We start from the raw sequence: 24,939 nt of genomic DNA, 5'->3' as shown, positions 1-24,939 counted from the left end.
CTCACATCGTTCTTATCAATGAAATCAAATACTTTTTGTAAAATGCAGGGATGGGTTCCTGCGGATCATCCAGTATCTGGCTGTGACGTACATAAACTGTTTTGGTGGCAGGCAGGTATTCAAAATAATAGATCTTGTCCAGGTCTTTGAGGTAATTAGGTATCTCAGACTGGCTGCGTGAACTTACCCAATCTGTGCCTGGGGTAACGAAGCCATACCTCCTTGGCAGGCGGAACGCATCTCTTGCTGCAATTACCTGCTCAAAGGTCTTGCCGTCCTTTTCGAAGGTATAGGTGACCGATTGCTTCAATTGTTTAATTACTTTCTGTGCATGCAATGCTTCGGGAATGACCAGGTAATCCGGTCCATTTGATTTAAAATATTGTTCGTTCTCCGCCGGCACCAGGGGCCGCACAGCTTCCAGTACCTGATTAACGGGAACTCCTTCCACTTTCAGCAGTTTTGCTCCCACCACCTGTGCATACTCCCGGGCAGCGCCTTCAACGTAAATGCCATCAGAAAAATGGTAAAAGTTGATGGGAGCCACCTGGTACTTCACCGGGGATTCCCTCCAGCTGATATCCGTATGCCCGTATTTGAAGGAAGACACGATGCGGGCAATTCCAGCCAGCACCTCGTGGTGCTGCAGGGAAGGGATCTGCTTGTACAGTTTCTCCACTTCCGCATCGAATGCTTCCGCAGTGATCTTTTTAAAAAGAAATGGATAGTCTTTTTGAACCGTCTGTTGTAAAAAACGCAGATCATACTGCCAGTCAGTGCTGGTAAGTTTCCCGACAGCGGTTTTTGAAACAGCAGGCGTAACGGGATGCCCTTCCTGGGCATACACAGGTACGGCAATGCTGCCCCATAAAAGGAGAAGGACTATTTTTTTCATGGCTGATGTTTTCAGAAAGTTATGATATTCAACAAGACGGATGCGTTGAAAATGTATAAACGGTTAAAACAGGCTGGTTAATTTTTTCACCCGATCTTTCCTCAATGCATACAGGGCATATTCCCGGCCATGTACAAATCCGCCATGCCGGTAAGCTACATTTCCAGCGGCCCTTCCCAAAGCACTTCTTCGATCATCCATTTGTCGCCCTGCCGGGAAAGTAAAATATAATCCACCCCCCACCAGGCGGTCACTTTGGCGGCGGCAACCGAATGCATGATATCCAGCACCTCCACTTTTTTTGGGGCACCTGCTTTGGCAAAATTCTTTTTTGCCATTACCCTTTTGGCATAATCAATGGCCTGCTGAAAGGTCATCTGCCCGTCGGGTTCATACTTGCCGGTATTCTTATTCTTCCAGTAACCAGATTTGTAAAGGCTGGGTTTTATGCTGCGGATGAGTTTGCTGGTATCGCCTTCATAAAAGCCTTCAATATAATCCAGGCAGGCGGCTTCTACTTTCGCCCGCGCCTCCTGGGCGGATGCAAACGTTATGACAAGACATAATAATACTGTGGAGATGATCTGTTTCATGGCTGAAGTTTTAGGAACTAAAAATATGGATTATCCGGCCAGATGACCGGCCGTTCATGTAAATACTGTTGTACAGAATGAGCAATTAACTTTACCTTACAACTATCAAATCAATTTCACCAAAACTACCGTCATGCGTACAGTTTTATCTTTCGTTCTATTGATCACGGCATTCGGCGCCGCTGCACAAAATTTGAGATCAGGCGGCAAACTCAAACCTGAGCAGGCCATCATGGACATCCGGCATTATACCGTTGCACTGGACGTGGACCCGGAACAAAAGACCATTAATGGCTATACCGAGATCGATCTCAATCTTTCACAGGCCACGAATATGCTCCTGTTTGATTTCTGGCATGGTCTTACCGTTAGCCGGGTTTGGGTAAATGGCAAGACAAACAGTTTTACTCACGGCAACGACGACCTGGTAAAGATCAGTTTGCAGCAGCAACTGCCTGTTGGAAAAGTAAATGTGAAAATTGCGTACGGGGGCAAACCGGGTATTGCTGAAAGGGCTCCCTGGGTGGGTGGCTTCCAGTGGGAGAAAGACAGCAAGGGCAATCCCTGGATAGCAGTTACCTGCCAGGGCGAGGGTGGTAAAATTTATTTCCCCTGCAAAGACCATCCCAGTGATGAACCCAATGAGGGAGCCGATATGATCATCACCGTTCCCAAAGGACTGGTAGTGGCGGCACCCGGGCTGCTGCAAAAGGTGAGCACCAAAAAAGAAAAGTCAACCTATCACTATAAGACCAATTACACCATCAGCAATTACTGCATTGTATTCAATGTTGCCAGATACAAAGTGGTTAAACGTATGTACACAACGGTTAACGGCAACAAGGTTCCGATGGAATATTATGTGCTGGAGGAAAATCTTGATAAGGCAGAAAAACTGCTGGACCTTTACGAACAGACCTGCCGCATACAGGAAAAATATTTTGGTGAATATCCCTGGGTAAAGGAGCGCATCGCTGCCTCTGAAACACCCCACCTGGGCATGGAACACCAGACCAATATAGCCTATGGCAACAAATACAAATATACCCAGGTGGGTGGAAAAGATTTTGACTGGTTGCTGCACCACGAGTTCGGGCACGAGTGGTGGGCCAATAAAGTAACCAACCGCGATTGGGCGCATATGTGGATCCAGGAAGGCATCTGTGTTTTTGGTGACGCCATGGCCACCCGGGAACTGGCCGGTGAAGATGCCTATTTAAAAAGAATGCAGCAGACAGCCCGGGCCACACAAAACCGCCTGCCCGTTGTGCGGGGTGAAGAAGTAGATTCGGACAGCGCTTACTACAGCGACATTTATGGCAAAGGCGCATTCTTCATGCACACCCTGCGCTATGTAATGGGCGATGAAGTATTTTTTCCAACATTGAAAAAACTGGCTACGGCACCGCAGTATACGTACGACAATACCGTGACCACAACTGATGTGGAACAGCTTTTCAGCGGCGCTCATGGCAAGAGCCTGAAGTCTTTATTCCAGCTCTTTTTATATACCACCGATAAACTGGAAATACATGTAAGGCAGACAGGCGATGACAAATACCTGGTTAAACTGCTGAACATGGATATGCCCCTTCCCGTTGAGATCATTACCGATGCAGGGTCAAAGCGGATGACCATTGATAAGAAAGGCTCCATCATAACAAGTAAAACTCCCATACAGGTAGATCCCAATGTATTTTACCTGAAGAAACTGATCATGGAATAAAGTAAAAGTCCTCCCCCTGAGGCGGGAGGACTTTTACTTTGTAAACATTAACTAGGGCAGGAAAGAATAACCATGCCTCAGTTTCCACATAAAGTATTTTTCCAGGATCACTTTGTTGAAGTCGTAAAAAATATTCGGCAGCATGATGGCAAATGACCTTGGTTTAAAAAGATGGTTGCTTACAATAAGCACTTCTTTTTTACCGGCATCCATTACACAAAGCCCGCTGATCTGTCCCCATTTTTTTGATCTCAGTTTTGTTTCTCCCCTGCTGAGGCGGATGATATTCTCTGCTACGATCTTCCCGGTCTCATCGCTGGGGTAACCTGTTTTAGGAACCGCATACGGGACCTTTTTAGAAGTGAATGGTGCAGGTACATCCACGGTCAGACCGGCGCCCCACACATTTTTATATTTCTTGTGCTGGTAAGTTCCTTCCACATCCAGGAATCCATTGGCCTTTGAATCCAGTTTGGGAGAGTTGCGGATAAAGTCAACCCCCAGGAAGGGAGGCATCAGCATGATAAAACGGGTGGCAATGGTTTCCCCGTTGCTGAGAATAATGCTGTTGGCAGTAACTTCCTTAACCCCTACCTGTGTGCGGTAATGGATGTTGAACATTTTCATGAACATTTTCAGCATTCCTTCGCCGCCGGGCATCCCGTCAATACCAAAGTGGCCCAGGTAATCTTCCGGGGTTATCCAATACAGGTCCACTTTCTTCCGGATGTTCTGGTCACGCAGCCATTTTTCTATGTTGAATAAGAATTCATAGGCAGCTCCCATACATCCGGCATTTTGAGTGGCGCCGATCACAATGGGCCCTGGATCTTTCTTGAATTCTTCCAGTTTCTCCCTTGTTTTCATGGCGCCGGTGGGTGTGCCAATGTATGAAGCATATTCCCGCACACCGGGGGCAATGTCGAAATTCACTTTTGGCCCGGTGGCAATGATCAGTTCATCATAGGGATAATTCCCTTTTTCGGTATATACCACCTGTGTATCCGGGTCAACATTTAACGCAGTGGTGCACACAAATTTTACGCCCCTGCTTTCAAAAACGATCCGGCGGGGTGTTGATATTTCACTTACTTCCCTGCGCTTAATGGGAACCCAGATGAGGGAGGGTATGTATAAAAAGTCTTCGTTGCGGTCTATCACGGTCACTTCCACTTTTTCTTTCATTTTTCTTTTTAATTCGAGGGCTGCAGTGGATCCTGCGAAATTTCCTCCTACTACTACTATCTTTTTCATAACGGGCTATTTAAAGAGATGAAGATTAATGTTTACGGTGTAAAGTTCGCACGTATACTGCGCGGGGACCTGTAACAATTGTTACAGTAGCAGTATAAACTGATGACGATCAGGGTATGTTATGGCGGATATCAGGTACCCGGCTTACCGGCAACATTGTTCAGTAAGGAATATTGTTTTTATGGCCATGGCCTGGCTATTGAACGCGGATCCATTTTAAACAAACCGGCTTTCCTGTTTTGATACGCTTTCCCGTATCAGTAAGCAAACCCGTTCGGGCATCTCTTTTAAAGATCACGATCTCATCGGAATTTTGATTGCCTACCAACAGGAATTTCCCGGAAGGATCAAAATTAAAGTTCCGGGGTGTCTTTCCGAGTGTTGACTGGTGACCGACCAGGGAGAGTTGCCCGGTTCTTTTATGGATGCTGAAAATGGCTATCGTGTTTGCGTCTGCACGGTTGGAAGCGTATAAGAATTTACCGTCGGGAGAAACATGTATGTCTGCACTGCCGGCAAAACCGGTATCTCCTGCCGGCATGCTGCTGATGCGTTGTTTGCTTTTCAGCGTTCCGTTCTGCTGATCAAAGACCAGCACGGTACCGCTCAATTCCTCTATTAAATAAGCATATTTTCCGGAGGGATGAAAACACAAATGCCTTGGCCCTGCCCCGTCGGTTGATCGGGCAAAGGGCTGCGGGGCAGGCTCAAGTTTCCCGGTGGCTTCATCAAATGCATAGATCATCACTTTATCTATTCCCAGGTCGGGCACAAAAAGAAAACGGTTATCTGCAGAAAAGATGGTACAATGAACATGTGGCTTAGCCTGTCTTTGTTTATTCACACCCGATCCTTTATGCTGGATAATACTGGCGGCAACACCCAGGCTCCCATCGGGCTGTACCGGGAGCACCGATAAACTTCCGCTGCTGTAATTACCGGCCACCACCCACCTGCCCGTTTTATCTACGGTCACATAACAGGGATGATCACCCCCCGATGGCTGTTCGTTGATATAGGCAAGCTTGCCTGTTTGTTTATTAAAAGCGAATGCAGTTATTTCTCCACCCTTCCCGTTACTGGCAGCATCTTCCTGGACGGCATATACAAATTTCTCATCCGGTGAAACTGTTACAAATGAAGGATTGGAAATTTTCACGTGGCTGATCTCTTTAAATGAACCATCTCCACTGTTGAACTGGTATACATAGATGCCTTCACTCAACCCCCCCGTATATGTGCCCGTGATAAGATAGTACTGCTCCTGCGCAGCGGTTACAAAACCCAGAATGGAAAGCAGGGCGGTTAAATAAAATTTATGCTTCATACCCGAATATACAACAGCTTTACATGATTGGATACTATCCGGTTCGATCCCCGTTTAACTCCTGTTTTTTTTTACCCGTTAAAACTCAAATTGCTTTGATTTTCAATAAGTCAAGGTCCCGGGGCCGGTGACCAATCGCACATTTGGTTCCGCCCAAAACCTGTAACTGCTGAAGTAATATTTTCTCCATCTTTTCGTTTTAACTGAATAAAATCCCATTTGTGAAAAAGCTTTACCTCCTGATCCTGTGCCCGATCCCCTTATTCGTATCAGCTCAAAAAAAAGTGGACCTTGATCCCTATAGTTTTACGGTTCAGTACCGGTCGCTTCCTGTAATGAAGATAGACAGTACCTACCGCACGTATAACGTGGTGATTGAAGGGACCCGGCTGATGCAGTCATTCCTGGATGATATGTCGCCGGAAAAGACCGTGTTGCTGGACGGCTGGAGGAAATTACCCGAGGGAGGCCATCTTACCATAAAAGTAAACCTCGAAGACCTGTTGCCCGAATCGATCTCGGTGAGGGAAAGATCAGAACAGGTTAAGAACAGGTCCGGCCAGGTAACCGGTAACCGCACCTATTACCATGAAGAAGTGAGATACAGTTTTGCAGCAAAGGCAACCATCACCGATTACAAAGGCGCTCATATCATGGACATTGACCTGGCAAGCCGGAGATACAAGTACACGTACAACAGCCCGGAGTTCGCACTCAGGCCATTGGCACAGGGCTATTTCATGCTGAATACGTTAAAGATCACAGAAGACCTGTATCGCAGGTGCGTTAACAATGCCATGCATACACTCAGCGGGAACATCACCGAAAATTTTGGATTCAGCAAAGTAAGTTCAAGGGACAGGATGTGGATCATCGACAGCCGGAAACACCCCGAATACGATGACCACCGGCAGGCTTTCCGTCAGTTGACCGATGTTTTGTTCAGCATGAATGCCGACAGCTCCATTGAAAAAGCAAAAGAAAAGCTGAAACCCGTTATTGATTATTTTGAACGCATTAAAACAACCTATTCAAGTTCCAGCAAGCACGACCGCAAAATGCGGTACGCCAGCTACTTTAACCTGGCCGTGCTGTATTACTATTTAGACGATCCGCAGATGATGATGAAGGAAGCCAGGGGATTGATCCTGAACGATTATGATACCCGGGATGGGGAAGCGTTTGAACGCACGGCCATCTGGCTCAGGAACCTTTTTCAAACCAATAATATCTATACCCGTCATTTCAGTATCGACCCCTCCAGCTTTAAAGGTCCGTTTGAAAAAGAAGCTGTTTCCGTAAAATAGGCTGTTCTGCAATACACATGTTTCCTGGCATCTTCCGGCATGAAGCATGGTTTAACGTACCGGCAAGTAGTGCATCCGTTTGAAAATTTTTAACTACAAATCCTGTCATGCTGTCCCGATAGTTATCGGGATATCAAAGCAAATCGTACTGCTAAACCGCCTTCGACAAGCTCAGGCTGACAACTATTTTTTCAAACGGATGCACTACCATTGTTTAACGTACCGGCAGATCTTCTGGATTTAGCCCGTATCTTTCCTGTAACAAAACTACTGGTCATGGATGCTGCAGCACTTAAAGAATTACAGACGCCTCTCAAAGAAAAATACCGGGAAGACCCGGGATCTGCCATGATCACATTAAGGGCAGAAGGAAAGATCGGGGAAGGAATATCCTGCAAGGTAGATACCGGTAAGGCAATGACCGAAGCCGGGCTTCACCCCGCCACGGGTGGAACGGGCATGTTGGCCTGTTCGGGAGATATGCTTTTAGAAGCCCTGGTTGCCTGCGCCGGGGTTACCCTACAGGCAGTGGCAACCGCTATCGGGGTGGAGATAAAGAACGGAACGGTAAAAGCAGCAGGTGATCTTGACTTCCGGGGTACGCTGGGTGTTTCAAAAGAAGTGCCTGTTGGTTTTAAAAGCATCCGGCTGGATTTCATACTGGAATCAAATGCAACAACCGAACAACTGGAAAGCCTGGCCAAACTCACCGAACGGTACTGCGTGGTTTACCAGACACTGGCCCGGGGAGTAATCGTTGAAACAAAATATCATACGAGCTGAACATTCATTAACAATACATACATAAAATAATAAAGCCCGTTTGGAAACGGGCTTTATTATTGCTCATTGCATTCAACGTTATTTTGCCGTAGCCGGACTAATAATGGTTCCAACCTCCACAATTGTGTTGGCAGGGAAGCCACCTTTTTTTGCATGCTCTTTAATAAGCTCTGCATTTTTGGCTTTGTAAATACAATAGATCTTGTTTCCGGTCACATAGCTCTGCAGCCACTGGATATCGGGTCCCATTTCGGTAAGTACCGAGCATGATTTCTGCGAGATGCCTTTTAATTGTTCTGCCGTGAATTTCCCGGCGTCGGGAATTTCCCTTTCAATAAGATAGGTTTTCATTTCTGTTGCGTTTTGTGTTTTAGAATTGTCTGTTTGTTTTGCGGTTTGTGCCATAGAAGCATAACCGGTGAAAAGAATGATGGTAATGAGCAGTGTTAAGCGGTTGGCGATGCATTTCATAACAGTAGTTTTTGAATTGTTAGAAGATGACATAAAACTAATACCGGTATGCACCGCCGGGCTGTAACAAATCAGTCAATGAATGGTAAATGAACTGAAACAAATCGTTCAATGAATGGTAAAATCTGGTCGCCGGAAATGGATGGCCTGGTGCAGCAGTTCGAGATAGGCCATGGGCAGGAGGCCGTACTTCTTTTTAAAACACTTGGTAAAGTAGGATGGGCTGCTGAATCCCGATTCAAAAGTTATCTGTGAAATGCTGTATGGGTTCTTCCGCATCAGGTCTTTGGCTTTCGCCAGCCTGAATTCCTTCAGCAGTATATTGGGTGATAACCCGGTAAGCTGAATGGTCTTCCGGTACAACTGCGATTTGCTCATGGCCATGGCCCTGCAGTAGTCCTCAATATCAAATTCAGCATCCTGCCAGTTCTTTTCCAGGTTACCAAACAGGGATCCCAGCAAGGTCTCATCCAGTGGCGACAACGCCAAAAGACCGCCCCCCTTGATCTGAAAATGATCTTTTGCCACCAGTTCCTTAACGGCCGATGCAACCACGATCTGCATATTGCCTGCAATGGCACACATATACCCGGCCAGTTGAAGGGTATCACCAAACAAATGGTTGCTTTTTTCAACCGGTTCGCCTGCATTGATGGCTACCTGTACAGCGCTTGCCCCATCATTGTATTCCTGCATTTCCTGTTTAATGGCCAGTGCACAGGAAACAGCTTTGGATGCCGATGTGAATGAAAGGATGAACCCGGTTCCGCTGTGTTCCACTTCCCTTCCCCCATGACGCAACAGGTTCCTCCTGATGGTATCATTTTGCCTGTTCAGCAGCTCATAGGATCTTTCAGTGCCAAGTTTATTTTGCAATAAAACGGGGTCTGCAGTCCGGATCACTACCAGGGTCCGGAAGGAAGGGTCCGCAAAGACCTTTAACCCATCATCCGTAGTTTCTGCTTCTGAAGGATCATATATCCTTCCCAAAAAGGAAGACACCACGTCGGGGCTCACTTCAATGATCCTGTTTGGTATCAGGCCATGCGCCTTTCCGTGCAACTCCTCCACTGCTTCTTTTGATGGCGCTTCGATGAGGCAAAAAACATTTTCCCTTTCCTCATCGATCCAGTAGGTCATGCATTTGCATGCAAATTCATCCTGGTGCATCAGGTCCTTGTGATGGGCTTCCGCTACACCCCGGGCCTTAACACCCGGAACAATGTGAACATCCATGTAGATAGGCATACCTGTTTCTGTTTAGATCAAACCGGGAATTCCCGCACCCATATCATCCGCTTCAAAAAAGCGAGTTAAAGATATACTGGAATTCTGAGTAAGTCAATATTTATGCGGAGAATAGCAGAATACAGTTATACAGTTGCCCATTTCCATGCACAGGAACGGGGATCCTTTTATGAATTTCCGGAAATAATCCCAGATCAAGTGATTTGATGATGGATATCATTATTATTAAAGTCCGCCTGTTGTAGCTTTCCACAAAATTCCGGAGTATGAGAGTGCGCCTTCACCATTATTTCAGATCCGGTGGCCTGGCAGCACTGTTCTTCATGCAACTGCTTTTATTTTCCTGCACGGAATTTTATTTTTCTGCCCCCCAGCCCGCAGGCCGGGAAAATATCGTTGAGTTCCCGGAAGGATACCTGGGCAAGTGGTATTCACAGGATACCGGTACGTATTCTTTTGAATTCACTGATACAGTGAAAATTTCCGGGCAACAGGATGGTCAGGGTGGCCCGTATCCAGACCTGCAGGGTACTACCGGCGCCAACGGCATTGCTCCCTTTGCCAAAGAAGACAGTTCATTCATCATCATAAATAAAAAAAATATCCAGTTGCTCTTCTTTTCCACCGATAAGATCGTGACCGGCGCCTGGCCGAAGCTGAATAAAAGTTCGGAGTTCATTTATTCGGGGGATAATACATACAACTGGCTACGGTCCGTCGAATACGACAGTTTAAAAAGGCCCGTGGATACACTGGAAAATTACCTGCTCTATGGGAACATGATCTATGAAACAGACGACAAGGGATACCTGGATAAAGGATATCCGTATGTACTTGATAAAGACACGATCATTGTTGCCAAACGGGATACCATTTGCATCGACCTGGGGGAGAATGCTTTTTTACGGAAGCTCGACGATCGTTTTCATGTACTCAATATCCGCAGCCGGGTACTGGGTGAACATAGTCCCTGGTGGCAGATCTTTATCCTGGAAAAAACGTCCGCAGCAACATTCAGGGTATGGGAATGTTCGGTAAAGGCAAAAACACTGCCCTCCATGTTCTATCCCAAAAGTTCGAGATCAGACCTGTTCTATTTTAACTGCAACTGGACGAAAGCGGAAATGATGCAGCTGATGAAAGAGGAATATTTCATCAATACCGGGGATTATTTCCGGAAAGAATAATGTCTGCCCCTGTGCAATGGCCGGGTAGATCTCCCGGGCACGCCATCCCGGTGATGACCTTCATGATTTTTGATGATGCCCGTCATTGAAACCGGCGTTGGCAAAACGTAACTTACGATGCTGCGGAATGCAGCCCTTCTCTTTGCTGCATCCCGGCCTTCGATCGAAACAACATTCTTCACTTCAAAGGAAATTTTATGAATAAGAAGATAATCAAACTGACCTCTGCATCCGGTATTCCCTATGCAGAACACGAAAATTCGATGACCATCGGCTCACGGGGCCCGGTGCTGCTGCAGGATTATATCCTTCATGAAAAGATGGCCCATTTCAACAGGGAAAGGATCCCGGAAAGGGTTGTTCATGCAAAAGGCACAGGCGTATTCGGAAAATTCACCGTTACCCACGACATCAGCAAATACACGAAGGCGAAACTGTTTGATACCATAGGAAAAGAAACAAAGGTCTTTGTACGCTTCTCCACCGTTGGTGGCGAAAAGGGTTCGGCCGACAGTGAAAGGGATCCCCGTGGTTTTGCTGTTAAGTTCTATACCGAAGACGGCAACTGGGACCTTACCGGTAACAACACGCCGGTGTTCTTCATTAAAGACCCGAAAAAATTCAGTGACTTCATTCACACGCAGAAAAGGGACCCCAAAACAAATTGCAAAAGCCCGACGATGATGTGGGATTTCTGGTCATTGAATCCCGAAAGCCTGCACCAGGTGCTGATCCTGATGAGCAACCGGGGTACCCCGTTCAGCTTCCGCAATATGCACGGCTTTGGCAGTCATACCTATTCCTTCATCAATGCACATAACCAGAAATTCTGGGTGAAATTCCATTTCATCACCAAACAAGGCATCAAGAATTTCAACAACGAAGAAGCCATTGAAATGAAAGGAAAAGATCCGGATCATGCACAACGGGATATGGTGGAAGCCATTGAAAAAGGCAATTTCCCAAAATGGATACTGAAGGTGCAGATCATGCCCGAAAAAGATGCCAAGAACTACCAATGGAATCCGTTCGACCTCACCAAGGTTTGGCCGCACAAGGATTACCCGCTGATCGAAGTGGGCGAAATGGAATTAAATAAGATACCCGAAAACTACTTCCGGGATGTGGAACAGGCAGCTTTTGCGCCCGCCAACGTGGTGGATGGCATCAGCTACTCACCCGATAAAATGCTGCAGGGAAGATTGCTTTCTTATCCCGATGCACAACGTTATCGCCTGGGAGTCAATTTTGAGCAGATACCCGTAAACCAATGCCCGTTTGCCGTGAACAATTATCACCGAGACGGCATGATGCGGGTAGACCAGAACGGCGGAAGCGCTGCCAATTATTATCCCAACAGTTTTGATGAGATCTATGTGGATATGAAATACCAGCAACCCGCCATGGTGATGGAAAGCCAGGTGGCTGATTGGTACGACCGCAATGCGGAAGGGGATAATGATCACTACACCCAGCCGGGCATATTGTTCCGCAAAGTGATGAACGAGCGGGAAAAGAGGGATACCATTCATAATATTGTTGAAGCCATGAAAGGTATCAGCGGACCGGAAAGAGAAGCGATCATTAACCGGCAGTTGTGCCACTGGTTCAGGGCGGATGAGCAATTGGGAGAAGAAATAGCAAAAGGATTGCAGGTGGATACAGATAAAGTGATGGCCCAGTTGAAACGTCATCCGGAAATGGCATGAGTGTATGCCTTGTGAAGAAGAAAGGGAACATAAAATTATGTTCCCTTTTATTTAACCCGGAGGCTTTCACCGGGGGAAAATAAAAAAGGCCACCCGGTTGAACGGATGGCCTGAAAAGATGGGGGTTAACTTATTTATTGTTTGACCACTTTGGTCCGTACTGTTTTACCTCCCTGGCTTGCTTCCAGGATATACATACCCGATACGGCATTGCTGCCAAACAGGTAGGTCTCTCCTGCTATACCCTTCCGCACCTGAACCAGCTTACCCGTCATATCGATCATACGGATCTCAACCGCTTCTTGTGACCGGCTCTTCACTTTCAGGTTAAAATAACTGCTGGTTGGGTTAGGCCATGCCGTTACCGATAAGCCCGGAACCTCCGGCTCGGTATATTTAGGTATGGCGCCCGGATCTGTTCGTGGCAGCGGGTTGCAGAATGGATCAGTTGTCGGCACTACCGTTACCGTAGTGGCACAGGTTGCTATATTACCATTCACATCCTTCACCGTCCAGGTGATCGTGGATAATCCCAGGTTAAATATTCCGCTTGCATTGATACCCGATCCCGTGCGGCTCGTGGCTCCCGTGATCCGGAAATTGGTAAGGGCTATCACACAATTATCACTCTGTACCAGCGGTGGAACGCTGTACGTGTTATTGGCAACCTTACAGAAGGTTTGTGCCGGCGGACATACAAGCGTTGGCGGCGTTACATCCTTCACCGTTACGGTGAACGTACAGGTCCTTGCATTGCCCGTTTCATCAAAGGCAGTATAAACAATGGTGCTTACACCGGTAGCATAGTTCATCGTTGGTACATAGTTGATGCCCGTATTGGGAGATCCTCCTGATGTAACTCCTGTCATGGCCCATATTAATTTGGTTACGCCGCAGTTGTCATTAAATACCGGCGGCGGTAAGGTTACCGGGGTAGCCGTACATACTGCCCCTGTATTTACGATCACACTGGCAGGACAGGTAATGGTAGGCTTCTCCACATCGTTCACCGTTACCCGTTGTACACAGGTACGGGTATTGCCGCTCTTATCGGTTACCGTCCAGGTCACATAATTCACGCCCTTCTGGTAAACAGCCGGGGCATCATTGGTAACCGATGCGATACCGCAGTTATCAGTAACCGTTGGCGTGCCCAGGCTTACCGGGCCGGTCTTATAACATTTACCCAGGTCTGTGTTCACGTGTTTGTCTGCAGGGCAAAGGATCGTAGGTGCGATGGTCTCTTTTACCAGCACCGTGAAGGAACAGGTCCTTACAATACCACCGGTAAAAGTGGCTGTATAAGTAACCGTGGTAGTACCCACATTCATATTCCGTAATCCCAGGTAGTTGATACCGCTGGTTGGTGAACTCAGCACCGTAGCTCCCGTCAGTTTCCAGGTGAGCTTGGTAAGCGTACCGCAGAAACTGGGGTTGGGTGTATTCACCGCTTTGAAACAGATCACGTCAGTGATCGTCTCAACCATATTAGCCGGGCAGGCAAAATGCAGCGCCGGGTTTACCGTTACCGTTGCCGTGATCGGTGTTCCCGTGCAGGTTACATCACCATTGGTATAAGATGGCGTGATGGTAAAGGTCACGGTTACCGGGGCTGCCGTGGTATTGGTCAATGTACCACTGATATCTCCTGTGCCACTGGCTGCTATACCCGTTACATCAACCGTATTATCCCGGTCCAGTTGAATACCGTACCGGCAACACTGCCACTGTTTACAATAGTAGTGATGGATGAACCCGAACAAATGGATTGTGATGATGGGGTGGCCACCGCATCCGGTATTGGATTAACCGTTACGGTCACCGGATCGGAACTACCGGCACAACCGTTCTCATCCGTTGCTGTAACAGAGAAGTTGCCGCTTTGCGTAACATTGATGGTTTCTGTTGTAGCACCGGTTGACCAGAGATAACTGTAGGTATGCGGTAATGTATTACCGTTCGTTGTTCCCTGGGCTATCATATTCTTGAGGATCGCTCCATCGGCCTGGCTTACAAAGACCGAAGGAATGGTTATCGTTGGATCTGCACCGCCCATATTTACAAGGCCTGTGGCATTATTGTTTACAATAATCACCCCGATAGCTCCTGCATCCTGGGCGTTTTTAACTTTTATAGTAAATAAGCAGGTTCCCCTGTCTATCACCGCCACTTTACCAGTCAATGATCCGGCTGTATACGGAGAGCATCCCAAATAACTGGCCGTACCGTCAGGGATATAAACAAAGTCTCCGTTAAGGGCTGTGGTTGTTATCGGTGGTCCGAAAACTGCCGTGCCTATGCCCATATCAATGGTATATGGTGTCAGCACCCGCAGGTAATTCGGGTATGCTACCACAGCGCTGAGGTTAACCGATCCACCGGCACAGAACTCAATGGGACCGTCGGCTCCTATACCAACTACCGGTGATACCGTTGCATGAATAACAACCGGGTTGCCTCCGTACGTGGATGCACAGGTTGGGTTACTGATATGCCGGACCGAAATGATATAATAATTGCTTGGTGCCAGGCCGCTGAAAGTAGCAGATGGCTGCCAGGTAGCGCCATTATCAATACTGTATTCCAGTGTTCCCGTTCCGGTCGCATTCACTACAATGGTACCGGTTGGTACCAAACAAGTTGGCTGGGTAACGGCAGGGGCAGTTATTACCGGAGGCGGGTAAACTGTTACGGTCACCGGATCGGAACTACCGGTACAACCGTTCTCATCGGTTGCCTGAACACTGAATGTACCGCTTTGCGTAACATTGATGGTTTCTGTAGTAGCCCCGGTTGACCAGAGATAACTATAGGTATGCGGTAAGGTATTGCCGTTCGTTGTTCCCTGCGCTATCATATTCTTTAGGACCGCACCATCGGCCTGGCTCATACTTATCAGCGGAATAGTTATAATTATACTGGGATCTGAGCTGCCCATATTAAAAGGGCCTGTCGGTTTGGTTGTTAACAATAATAACACCTATAGCTCCTGCATCCTGGGCATTTTTAGCTTTTATAACAAATGGGCAGGTACCTCTGTCTATCACAGCCACTTTACCGGTCAATGATCCGGCTGCATACGGTGAGCATCCCAAATAACTCGCTGCTCCGTCAGGGATATAAACAAAGTCTCCGTTTAACGGTGTGGTTGTAACAGGCGGCCCGAAATTAGCAGTACCTATGCTCATATCAATGGCATAAGGAGTATTCACCCGCAGGTAATTCGGGTACAATACCACCGCGCTGAGGTTGACCGATCCACCGGCGCAGAACTCAATCGGACCGTCGGAACTTATAGCAACTACGGGCGGTACCGTTGCATGAATTACAACCGGGTTACCTGCGTAGGTAGAAGCACAGGTTGGGTTACTGATATGCCGGACCGAAATGATATAGTAATTGCTTGGTGCCAGGCCGCTGAACGTTGCAGATGGCTGCCAGGTAGCGCCGTTGTCCACGCTGTATTCCAGCGGACTGTTACCCGTTGCATTTACAACGATCGTTCCCGTTGGTACCAGGCAGGTTGGCTGCGTGACTGTTGGGGATGTAATTACAGGTGGTGTACATGAGCAACATTGACGGGAGAAAATATTGAAATTATCTATTCGCCATCCGACGGCTGAAATCGAATTATCAGTTCCCATGCGGAACCTGAATGTCACATTTTGACCAACTACGGTCGCAGGTAACGTAACAGCAGTAGTTATAAAACCATTGCTGTTGCCTGACCATGCCTGCCTGCCTGGTAGAGGATTATCACAACAAGTGCTTAATGTTCTGTTATAACCACCTGCAGTGAATGTACCGCCTGCAGTCACGATATCCTGGTAAGGAGCTCCACCAATTGAAATTTCCAGCACTCCGCCGTCAAAGCCGGATTCGGTATTATAATTATTCTGGAAACTCAATGAATTTCCGGCTGATGCTATAAAAATTGATGGCGTTTCAATGTTTCTGAGCGAAACAACGCCCGGGTTATCTACAAAAATGGAATTAGGCGCCGACACGGATGCTACGTTCGATGTTTGCCACGGACCGGAAGTACCCGTTTCATTATTTGCAACCCAACCGGCAGGTAATGACGGAGCGGTAACCGCATCAAAGTTCTCACTAGAGATCGAAACAAGCGCACCAGTTGCAAATTTATAGGTAACATTTCCCAGGTTATTTGCTCCATCCTGCAACTGCAGCGTAAGTGTAATGGTGTCACCACAAGCTACGTTTGATGCCGTAAAACTAAATGAACGGGTTACATCGGGATTGCTTGAAACCAGTACGCCATAATTCTGAGGACCACTGGGATTTGTAACACCGCCGGTGGCTTGTAACGTGGCAACCAGGTTGGTAGTACCAACAGGTGCCAAATTAGACAGGGTGAGATCAACCGTTACTGTTTCATCCGGATCAATACCCAAGTTCGGCGGTGAACAACTTTCAGCAGTGATGGCCGATCCGGCAGTAACAATATACGGTGTAGTTAAGCAGGAAGGGTGCAGATCAAAAGCCGGCGTTTGGTCAGTAACACTTAAACTGCTGCCTTGAGATGCACTGTACCCAATACCCCGCCTGGCAAATGCTTCCCAGATCAGGCATTGGTTTGCCCCACCGTATAATGCCTGGTCTGCTGCAAGTATGGCATTGCGCCCATCCACGAAGCCAACACTGCAGGGTTGCAGTTTTAAACCCGTTGTTACCAATCGCATAGAAACAACATTACCTCCGGTAGCGTTGGCATCGTACAGGTTCGCACTGATCCCTCTTGCCTGTATCAGATTCCAGGTCATATCCCAAAGGATGGCAGCCCAGATTTCACCACGGTCATGCACCCTTGAAGGAATGACAGTTGCATATACCCAGGGATTTACTGCCATATTGGTGCTGTAAGGGAAATGGCGGATACCCAGGTTTGGTGCAGCCGTACAAGGTGGTACCGGAGCCGCATAGGGGCATGCAAAGATGCTTACATTATTCAGTGCATAAGCTCCCATATGCCTGGGTATGTTAAATCCGTCGTTTACTGAAGCAGTAGCCCAGTTGGTGGTAAACATTAAAGCGTAATAATCGCTCCATCCCTCACCCATTTGTTCAGCTCCGGATAAACATACAGTAGCCCCGCCGCCGGTTAACCGTATACTGATGCCATGGCCATATTCATGCACAATAATACCGTTATCCACATCACCATCCCTGTTTGGGTTTACGCCGTTTAAATTAAATAAATACATCTGCATCCTGCCGGATGCTCCGTCATTTGGGGTACTAAAATTTGCATTATTGGTGCCGCTGCCATCCTGGGCTTCCGCATTCACATGGTCATTTCCCACTCCACCCCGGCCCAGGTTATCATCCTGGAAATTATGTGCCGGTTCGTCAAAGCCGTACTGGTACATGACATCATGTATAATATTATTCCAGTAAAATAAGTTGGTTACATTAAATTGTTTGTTTGGTACCGGAGCTTCCTGTAATGGATCAACAGTAAAATTAGGTACAAAATCAAATGTCAGATCAGGCAGGGTTGTAGTTGAACTGGCTGATTTAGCAATGGTACCTGTATTAGAAGGAGCAACCCTGTCCTGGTATGCCCAAACGTTATTACCACGGGTATAATCATATTCTATTGCTGCAAGGCCGGTGTGCCAGCCTAACGTGGTGGCATTTCCCGGGGCTGCCAGCCATGGATTTGTTCTTACAGCCGGCCCGGCAATGTTCGGTTTTCAGCCGGGTATGGTATTACCCGGTAAGATGAATTGTTTACCGCTAATAAGTTATTAAGCGATGTCCCTGAGTTCGTAAAAATATTTTTAGTTCCGAAGGGATCATTGTCTGTCACCCGGGACTTCATTCACGCGTGGTGCCGGGTAAGTTGCAGGTTTAGTGTCAGACGGATGCCCCCAATTGTCATAAAGGGTTAAATTGTCCACGTAATGTCTTATTATTAATCGCATCATACAAACAAGCCAATAGTCCGGACTTGTAGATTGGTAGTATATATACCTGCCATGCCAGGCGTAAGCCTGCCGTTTGTTCAGACTTTTTTCTTTTTTAATTTTCTGATTTTGCTTCATACGGGCTGATAAACAAGCTCACTTTGATATCTTCCAGTGCCAGTTTCCCCTTATCAAACACAGATAAAAACTTTCGGGCCATTCTCTTGCTTTTTATTCATAACAACAGGCATTTTGATGCGGTCAATTTCCTGGCTGTTACATCAAAGCCTGTTGAGGACTTAGATAAAGGATTGGACATTTTTGACATTGCCGCATCGATCCACTTTTACTAAACGGTTCCCGGTTGGCCAGTACAATTGATTATCCCGGGTGATGTGTACATTCAGGATGGCATTGTAAACCGGGATGCCGTTCACGGTTTGCTGAAAGTACACATTGGTTACCCCGCTTTGCTTACTGAAAGTTTCTGAAGAGACCTTCATCTGGTCCATATCGGCTGCAGAGGCGCCGGCTGCTATGGCCTGGGGTTTAATAAAATCTTTGGCAATGCCCGCTTTTGAAACGAACTGGCCTTTCTGTTGCGCCCAGGAAGCAAGGACACAAAATAAAGCAGCTAATAGCAAAACTGTTTTTTTCATAAAAGTGTTTTATCAGGTTGTAAAGTATAAAGAGAAGCAGTTAAGTTTAAAATGAGAGGATGGTATATATTATCTTATGATTATCTTATTAGCCTGGAGGAGCAGGCCCATCCTGTTTATATCCGGCCAGGGTAGAATAAACCTGGTCATGACATTTGCACATCATATAGTCAGCTGTTTAAGGTACAATTATCCTATCCGGCAATAATCGTCGGTTAAAAAAACAAGTCAGGGAAACGTAATTAGCTAAAACTACAGAGGAGGTAATGATCAATGGTTATTGGAATATTTCCTATCGGGGATCTGCCGGTATTTGAATATGGCAGATTTTTACTGAAGACAAATATTAACCTAATAAATCAAAAAAGCAAATTTTATTTTAAACAAATTTTAATTGTTGATAAAATGGGGGTTTTACACAATTGCTGCTGTTTGAAATAAAACACCTAATCCATCCCGTGATGATGGCCTTGTTAACGGGCATGAGCATTTGCCTTATGAAGAAGAAAGGATCTATGGGCGGAGAAACCTATAAGGTCTGCCGGCAGCAAAGCCAGGCAGCAGGCCTTATAGGTTTGGCTACGAAAAATAAAACCGGCTGTAATACTGGATCACAGCCGGTTCCTCTTTGCAGAATTCAGATCATACTCTTTAGCGGACGACAATAATTCTCTTCACCTGTGTCTCCCTGGTTTCTTTAACAAAGACCCTGAGCATATAGATCCCGGGATCCAGGTTATCGAGCCGGAGACGGTCCACTACCCCATTCCACCTCCTGATCTCCTTACCGGACATATCATTGAGGATGATATCGGAAGGCCCGATGCCATTCGGCAGGATCACTTTAGCTACCCCGGTGCACGGATTCGGATAGACGAGTATCTCCAGCTTTCCGGCATTATTCTTAACCAGCCTTATCTCACTGAAAATACTGTTGCCATCCAGGTTAACCTGCTTGATCCTGTAATACAATTCACCTGCCCCTGCCAGGTAATCCCTGTCCTCGTAACCATAGTCCAGTAACAGGTTGCTGTTACCATATACGGCTTTTGAAGGAACAAAGGCGATGGCCTTGTAATCATAACCGGCCTGTTTCCGCTGCACTTCAAATCCTTTGTTGTTCTGTTCAGATGCTGTTTGCCAGTTGAGTACTATTTTGTCTTTTACCTGCTGTGCAGTAAAGGATTCAAACTTCACCGGGAGTACACCGCATCCGTTCTCGATCCGTGCAGTGGTTGTATTGGGCCTGAGCGGAACAGTTACTTCCACGATCAGCGGCATACCGGAAGAAGGATCCTGGTTGCTGTACGGTAAATAACCGGTGAGCGGGGATGTATAGAACCCGTTTGCAGGCAATGTGATGATGCCACATTCAAAAACAACGGTATCGGTTGGATTGATGATCCCGAAAGGCGGGTAATCCAGGTGAACATCGTATTTAATATTATCAAGGGCCGGTCCTGTATTCTGGATCAGCACCTGGAATTGCCTGGGGGATACTGCAGGAGATAATGCCAATGGGTTTAACTTCATTGATGACAAGACCGGCACCCTGTGAAGCGCAGTGAACATTCTTTCCATTAGCTGCCTGGCTTGCCCACACATCAAACCGGATCGTTTGTGCCCCGGTGCAGGAAGGCAATATCAACTTTACATTCTGAAGGGTCATCCGTTCAAATATTAATTCATTGTCCAGGTGAACCTTAACAACAGATATACCGGGTTGCTGCGGCAATTCATAAAACGGGTCGGGATAATAGGTTGTGCCCATATAAGGGGAGTCGGCATGGTTATCCATAATAACAAAGGAAGACAACGTGTTCACCAGGTCCGCTTTTTTAGGATATGCAGCAGCATTGCTGTACATATTTATCCAGTTGGCAGCAGGTGTATGGTAAACCGGTTCGGCCCACATATGTATATAGGCAAACTTATTCCCACCATTAACCTCCTGTGTCCAGGAAAGATCCAGGGTCACTTCACAGGTACTGGTATTCACCTCCACAAGCCGGACTTTAAGATCAGAAATGATACACTGGGCTGAAGTATTTTGATCAACAACGGTCAGAAAAGCCATTGCTAAAAAGAGTAGAATCTTTTTCATAAAAAACGATTTAAAGGTTCGCAATTTTTTGATTACCCAAAGGTTTTTACACGCCGGAATAGGATTTCATCGGCTTTTTACGGGAGAAGGATCGGTATGCTCATAACGAAAGAACTTTAACACAGTATAAAGTTACGTTGCAACAAAAGCCATAATTGTGATGACAGGCAACAGGCAATATGATACCCGTCACTTATTAATATTAACCAGATTTATTCCGGAAGAAAGGGGCTAAAACGATATACTGATGCCCCATTTGAATGCCCAGTTGCCGGATGCTTTTGGCAACGCATAATGGCCATACCGGTAAAATACACCCCCACCAATGCCGATATATGCAAAAGACAAAAGGCTGCGGCGATATAAATTCTTTACCAGCAGTCCTGATTCAAACAAACCTTTTTCCGGCACTTTATAAGAAATGAACTTATGGGCACCGGCATTATCCAGGCTTCCGTAACTGATGTTCTATACAACAATGATCTCGGGCCTTATGGAAATATTCTTTGGCCTGAAAAGCAGGTTGCCGAAATTATGTTCCAGGAAAAGACTGGCTGATCTGCCCGAAACAAATTCATACAGGCCAACGGTCTGGAAACTGTTGGGAACATACAACGTCAGTTTTTTTCCCGAGTTCGTTGCCCGGGTATTGAACAAACAGGAATAGGGCACTTCTCCCCAGACCCCTCCCGCTTCGAATTGTAAAGATGTAGTACCTAATTTTTTTAACTGGAAACGATGATTGAACCGGATGACTGCTTTTGTATAATCCAGGTCGCCGTTCATAAATCCTTTCAGTCCCCTCGATACCTGGACCAGCAATTCTGTTGTAGCCGCTTTGGTCCGCAGTTTCGACCTGCCCACCCGGGTATAACTTTCTCCCCGGGCGAACCGGATCCCGATACCCAGTTCTGTATTGTGGAAACTGCGGAAGTTCTTCCCGGTATTTGCGTTGTTGTATTCATATGCATACGCGGCAGGATTTCGGTTCTCATTCAATAACCAGGCATCTGATTGAATGGAAGGCCAAAGCCGGGTGCTGAAATTTATTTTAAACTGTTCAACACTGTCCATACGTGAACGTAAGAAATTACGCAGCGACTGGTTGGAAAAAACAGATCCGTTGCGTACAAAATAATCTACGTTGCCCGGCTCAACTATGTCCCTGCTGTAATCAAAACGCAGACTTGTATTCGTTCGCTGCTGGAAATTAAACTGCAGGTTCCCTCCGTACTTCCATGCTTTATCACGCAGTCCGTAACCCAGGTAACCTCCAACAGAGAACCATTTACTGAACAGGGTGTTTGTCTGCAGGCCGGCCCCCACGCGGAAGGTCTCGTATTTGCTGATACCGGAAATGATGTACTTGAAAGGGATGTCCACCCCGCCCCAGGGAATGCCTTCGATGGCAAGTATTTGAAAAGCCTTGTTTATTTTTTCGATCGAATTTTTATACCGGGGCGGCAGCATTTCAAAGGTCTCATATGTGATCCTGCTTTTTTCACCCAGGGTATCGGTACGCATTCTTTTCCATGCTGAGTCGGGGCGCTTGCCGGCCTGCGGATGATATTCCAGTTGCACATCCGTAAAATCGGATATTGAAAATGCATTGCCGATTTCCACATTGCTGATGTAGCAACGGGAATCCCAGTACAACAACACGGAATCGGTCCGCAGGTCTTTTTGGGAAAGGGTGGTGTTCAGCTGCGAAGGGAACCAATGACCGTTTACCCGTTCGTATTTCTGTTGCAAACGGAAGGTGAAGATCATTCCTTTTTCATCGGCGGGTGATGCCATGATATTCTCAATGGCATACCCGTCGGAACTAACAGAGATCAAACCCTTCAAACCGTTGAATTTCTTTCCGGCCCTGGGCTCAAAACTGATGATATAGGTTGTGTCCCTTTCATGCAGGATCGTTTCTTTGAGACGGAACTTATACATGGAGATGCTGCCTTCGGCCACCGGGCTTACATAACTTTTATTATTCATCACTAAATAATCCCTGTAAAAACCAAAGGGCTGAAAATCGGAAGTGGTCACCCCAAAGGTCGGGTTCTTCAATCCGGAGAATTTTGTGGCCAGTACGGTTTCCCTCGTCTGCCCCGGGAATTTAAAGATGCGTTCGGTATAGGATTCCGTTACCAGCAGGTAATTCTCTTTGAACCGTTTGGCAAGTTCGGCTCCCCGCTGATCCCCGGCGGTATCTTTTGCTTTTTCAGCCAGCCGGTTCAACGGGTCGGTTGGTTGTTTTTGTTCTTTGCGTTTGCTGCTGTCGCTGCGGTTCATGTTCCAGAAACGGTTACCGGCTGCCAGCGCTGCAATGGTATATGCATTGTACCGGAAAGAAGGCTGCTGCTCCGGGTCGTTTCTTTTTTTATTGCGTTGCAAAAGTTTGATGATACGGTGTGCCGGGTTCTCATTAGAAGAAATGATCACCGCCTCCAGCTGGTCCTGTGCCCGTTCGATGAACAGGGAAACAGGGCCAACGGATCTTGCAACCCGGTGTTCTTTCGTCTTATAACCGATATAACTTATTACGAGTATGGCATTTGCCGGCAGGCGTTCAAAAGAGAACTGCCCGTCGATATCGGTCACCGTTCCGCTTTTGGTTCCTTTAAGGGTAACACTTACAAATGCAAGAGGTGCTTTGGAAACAGCGTCGTAGATGATCCCGGTGAACCGGTCAGCCTGGGCATGTAATAAAAAAGGAAGCGGGAATACGAATAACAAAAAGAAAAGCTTCCTCCGCATTTTATTTGATTAAGGGGCCTGGAATAAGGCTATAAAATTACGGGATTTAACATAGTACGGTCTTGCTTGAGCGTTCCGGTCGGTGAAGACACCGACCAGGGGAATTGCTTCCTCCGCATTTTATTTGATTAAGGGGCCTGGAATAGGGTTATAAAATACGGGATTAAACATAGTATGGTCTTGTTTGAGCGTTCCGGTCGGTGAAGACACCGACCAGGGGGATTGCTTCCTCCGCATTTTATTTAATTAAGGGGTCTGGAATAAGGCTATAAAATTACGGGATTTAAGACAGCACGGATCTCTTGTCCGGCAACTTTATTCACTTCAGTATATCATACCCGCTTTAACCAGCCGGTGATGCTCATCCTGCTGCGGCGGGTCTTTAAGACCCCGTGTTCGGTCTCATCGCTTTTAAAAAGCACAGCGGTTTTCGATCGTGGTAAAATATGTTGTACCGCATCGTTCTCATACAGTTCCAATTGCCCGCCGTCTTCTTCCAGCCAGTTCTCATTCAGGTAAGTAATGAGGGAATATTTGCGGTTGCTGTCGTTCCGGAACTGGTCTTTATGTCGTTTATAAAAACGGCCCTCCTCGTATACTGCATAATGGAATTCGTATGCATTGATACCTGCATAACAGGTTCGGTTAAGGTGGGATATGAAATCTTCTGCCTGCTGCAGGAATTCATTTTCAAAGGGGTTGTCATGCGCTTTATCCAGCCAGTATATTTTATCACCCCGCATTTTCTGGTCCGCATCTTTCACCCGTTCATTCCCGATGCCTGCTGCGGTCATCAGTTCCTTTTCCTGTAAATGCCGGATATTCTGCTGAAGCCCTGCCGACAAAGCTGCTGATAAAAAACCGGGAGCAATGCCAACCTTATTGGCAAGGTAGCTGTCTATCAGCAGGTCAAATTGTTCATTCATGATAAAGGTTGAAAAGGAAAGGTAGCGCTTAAAACCGGGAGATGTTTTTTTGTTTTTGGTCCCGTT

The 24,939-nt window shown here is 46.7% G+C and carries 21 protein-coding genes; 5 read left to right on the top strand and 16 right to left on the bottom strand.

The window, feature by feature from the left end:
* Position 1: 1 nt before the first annotated feature.
* Complete coding sequence (locus tag IPJ02_00640) at positions 2–895, bottom strand: hypothetical protein (protein MBK7374113.1); 894 nt, start codon at positions 893–895, stop codon at positions 2–4.
* 155 nt (positions 896–1,050) lie between these two features.
* Positions 1,051–1,488 (bottom strand): nuclear transport factor 2 family protein, encoded by a 438-nt coding sequence (locus IPJ02_00635; protein MBK7374112.1) that lies wholly within the window; start codon positions 1,486–1,488, stop codon positions 1,051–1,053.
* Between the two features lie 133 nt (positions 1,489–1,621).
* Between IPJ02_00635 and IPJ02_00630 the strand changes: the two genes are divergently transcribed.
* Complete coding sequence (locus tag IPJ02_00630; GenBank protein ID MBK7374111.1) at positions 1,622–3,214, top strand: M1 family metallopeptidase; 1,593 nt, start codon at positions 1,622–1,624, stop codon at positions 3,212–3,214.
* A gap of 51 nt (positions 3,215–3,265) precedes the next feature.
* Here IPJ02_00630 and IPJ02_00625 read toward each other — a convergent pair whose 3' ends face one another.
* Both IPJ02_00625 and IPJ02_00620 read right to left on the bottom strand, forming a co-directional pair.
* Complete coding sequence (locus IPJ02_00625; protein ID MBK7374110.1) at positions 3,266–4,468, bottom strand: FAD-dependent oxidoreductase; 1,203 nt, start codon at positions 4,466–4,468, stop codon at positions 3,266–3,268.
* A gap of 196 nt (positions 4,469–4,664) precedes the next feature.
* The gene (locus IPJ02_00620) at positions 4,665–5,795 is read right to left on the bottom strand and encodes a lactonase family protein (GenBank protein ID MBK7374109.1); all 1,131 of its coding nucleotides are present in this window, start codon (positions 5,793–5,795) and stop codon (positions 4,665–4,667) included.
* A 221-nt stretch (positions 5,796–6,016) separates the two neighbouring features.
* On the opposite strand from IPJ02_00620, the gene IPJ02_00615 reads away from it, so the two are divergent.
* Both IPJ02_00615 and IPJ02_00610 read left to right on the top strand, forming a co-directional pair.
* Positions 6,017–7,102: a hypothetical protein gene (locus IPJ02_00615; GenBank protein MBK7374108.1), complete on the top strand. Its 1,086-nt coding sequence runs from the start codon at positions 6,017–6,019 to the stop codon at positions 7,100–7,102.
* Positions 7,103–7,378: 276 nt separating this feature from the next.
* Positions 7,379–7,885 carry an OsmC family protein gene (locus IPJ02_00610; protein ID MBK7374107.1) on the top strand — a complete coding sequence of 169 codons (507 nt, stop codon included), beginning with the start codon at positions 7,379–7,381 and terminating at the stop codon, positions 7,883–7,885.
* Between the two features lie 78 nt (positions 7,886–7,963).
* Here IPJ02_00610 and IPJ02_00605 read toward each other — a convergent pair whose 3' ends face one another.
* Both IPJ02_00605 and IPJ02_00600 read right to left on the bottom strand, forming a co-directional pair.
* Complete coding sequence (locus IPJ02_00605; protein ID MBK7374106.1) at positions 7,964–8,236, bottom strand: DUF4242 domain-containing protein; 273 nt, start codon at positions 8,234–8,236, stop codon at positions 7,964–7,966.
* Between the two features lie 228 nt (positions 8,237–8,464).
* On the bottom strand, positions 8,465–9,604 hold the full coding sequence (locus IPJ02_00600) for a DUF4242 domain-containing protein (GenBank protein ID MBK7374105.1): 1,140 nt from the start codon (positions 9,602–9,604) through the stop codon (positions 8,465–8,467).
* A gap of 266 nt (positions 9,605–9,870) precedes the next feature.
* Between IPJ02_00600 and IPJ02_00595 the strand changes: the two genes are divergently transcribed.
* Positions 9,871–10,791, top strand: coding sequence for a hypothetical protein (locus IPJ02_00595; GenBank protein MBK7374104.1), 921 nt, complete (start codon positions 9,871–9,873; stop codon positions 10,789–10,791).
* Here the strand turns inward: IPJ02_00595 and IPJ02_00590 are convergent.
* Positions 10,773–10,973, bottom strand: coding sequence for a hypothetical protein (locus tag IPJ02_00590; GenBank protein ID MBK7374103.1), 201 nt, complete (start codon positions 10,971–10,973; stop codon positions 10,773–10,775). The genes IPJ02_00595 and IPJ02_00590 overlap by 19 nt on opposite strands.
* 15 nt (positions 10,974–10,988) lie before the next feature.
* Between IPJ02_00590 and IPJ02_00585 the strand changes: the two genes are divergently transcribed.
* Positions 10,989–12,500 carry a catalase gene (locus IPJ02_00585; protein MBK7374102.1) on the top strand — a complete coding sequence of 504 codons (1,512 nt, stop codon included), beginning with the start codon at positions 10,989–10,991 and terminating at the stop codon, positions 12,498–12,500.
* Positions 12,501–12,634: 134 nt separating this feature from the next.
* Here IPJ02_00585 and IPJ02_00580 read toward each other — a convergent pair whose 3' ends face one another.
* The 9 genes from IPJ02_00580 to IPJ02_00540 form a co-directional block, all read right to left on the bottom strand.
* Complete coding sequence (locus IPJ02_00580; GenBank protein MBK7374101.1) at positions 12,635–14,263, bottom strand: HYR domain-containing protein; 1,629 nt, start codon at positions 14,261–14,263, stop codon at positions 12,635–12,637.
* Positions 14,173–15,390, bottom strand: coding sequence for a hypothetical protein (locus IPJ02_00575; protein ID MBK7374100.1), 1,218 nt, complete (start codon positions 15,388–15,390; stop codon positions 14,173–14,175). The genes IPJ02_00580 and IPJ02_00575 overlap by 91 nt, the downstream gene beginning before the upstream one ends.
* A gap of 49 nt (positions 15,391–15,439) precedes the next feature.
* On the bottom strand, positions 15,440–17,890 hold the full coding sequence (locus IPJ02_00570; protein MBK7374099.1) for a M36 family metallopeptidase: 2,451 nt from the start codon (positions 17,888–17,890) through the stop codon (positions 15,440–15,442).
* Positions 17,891–18,729: 839 nt separating this feature from the next.
* Positions 18,730–19,089 (bottom strand): hypothetical protein, encoded by a 360-nt coding sequence (locus IPJ02_00565; protein ID MBK7374098.1) that lies wholly within the window; start codon positions 19,087–19,089, stop codon positions 18,730–18,732.
* Positions 19,090–19,740: 651 nt separating this feature from the next.
* Positions 19,741–20,607, bottom strand: a complete 867-nt coding sequence (locus tag IPJ02_00560) for a T9SS type A sorting domain-containing protein (GenBank protein ID MBK7374097.1) — start codon at positions 20,605–20,607, stop codon at positions 19,741–19,743.
* Positions 20,537–21,193, bottom strand: a complete 657-nt coding sequence (locus IPJ02_00555; GenBank protein MBK7374096.1) for a hypothetical protein — start codon at positions 21,191–21,193, stop codon at positions 20,537–20,539. The genes IPJ02_00560 and IPJ02_00555 overlap by 71 nt, the downstream gene beginning before the upstream one ends.
* 231 nt (positions 21,194–21,424) lie before the next feature.
* Positions 21,425–21,589, bottom strand: a complete 165-nt coding sequence (locus IPJ02_00550) for a hypothetical protein (GenBank protein MBK7374095.1) — start codon at positions 21,587–21,589, stop codon at positions 21,425–21,427.
* A 72-nt stretch (positions 21,590–21,661) separates the two neighbouring features.
* Positions 21,662–23,947, bottom strand: coding sequence for a carboxypeptidase-like regulatory domain-containing protein (locus tag IPJ02_00545; protein ID MBK7374094.1), 2,286 nt, complete (start codon positions 23,945–23,947; stop codon positions 21,662–21,664).
* Between the two features lie 332 nt (positions 23,948–24,279).
* The gene (locus tag IPJ02_00540; GenBank protein MBK7374093.1) at positions 24,280–24,873 is read right to left on the bottom strand and encodes a 2OG-Fe(II) oxygenase; all 594 of its coding nucleotides are present in this window, start codon (positions 24,871–24,873) and stop codon (positions 24,280–24,282) included.
* Positions 24,874–24,939 lie beyond the last annotated feature (66 nt).

It is taken from the genome of Chitinophagaceae bacterium (assembly GCA_016710165.1).
Classification (GTDB): Bacteria; Bacteroidota; Bacteroidia; order Chitinophagales; family Chitinophagaceae; genus Ferruginibacter.
Note: the sequence above shows the minus strand (reverse complement) of the source record. Positions and strands in the feature narration are given on the sequence as shown.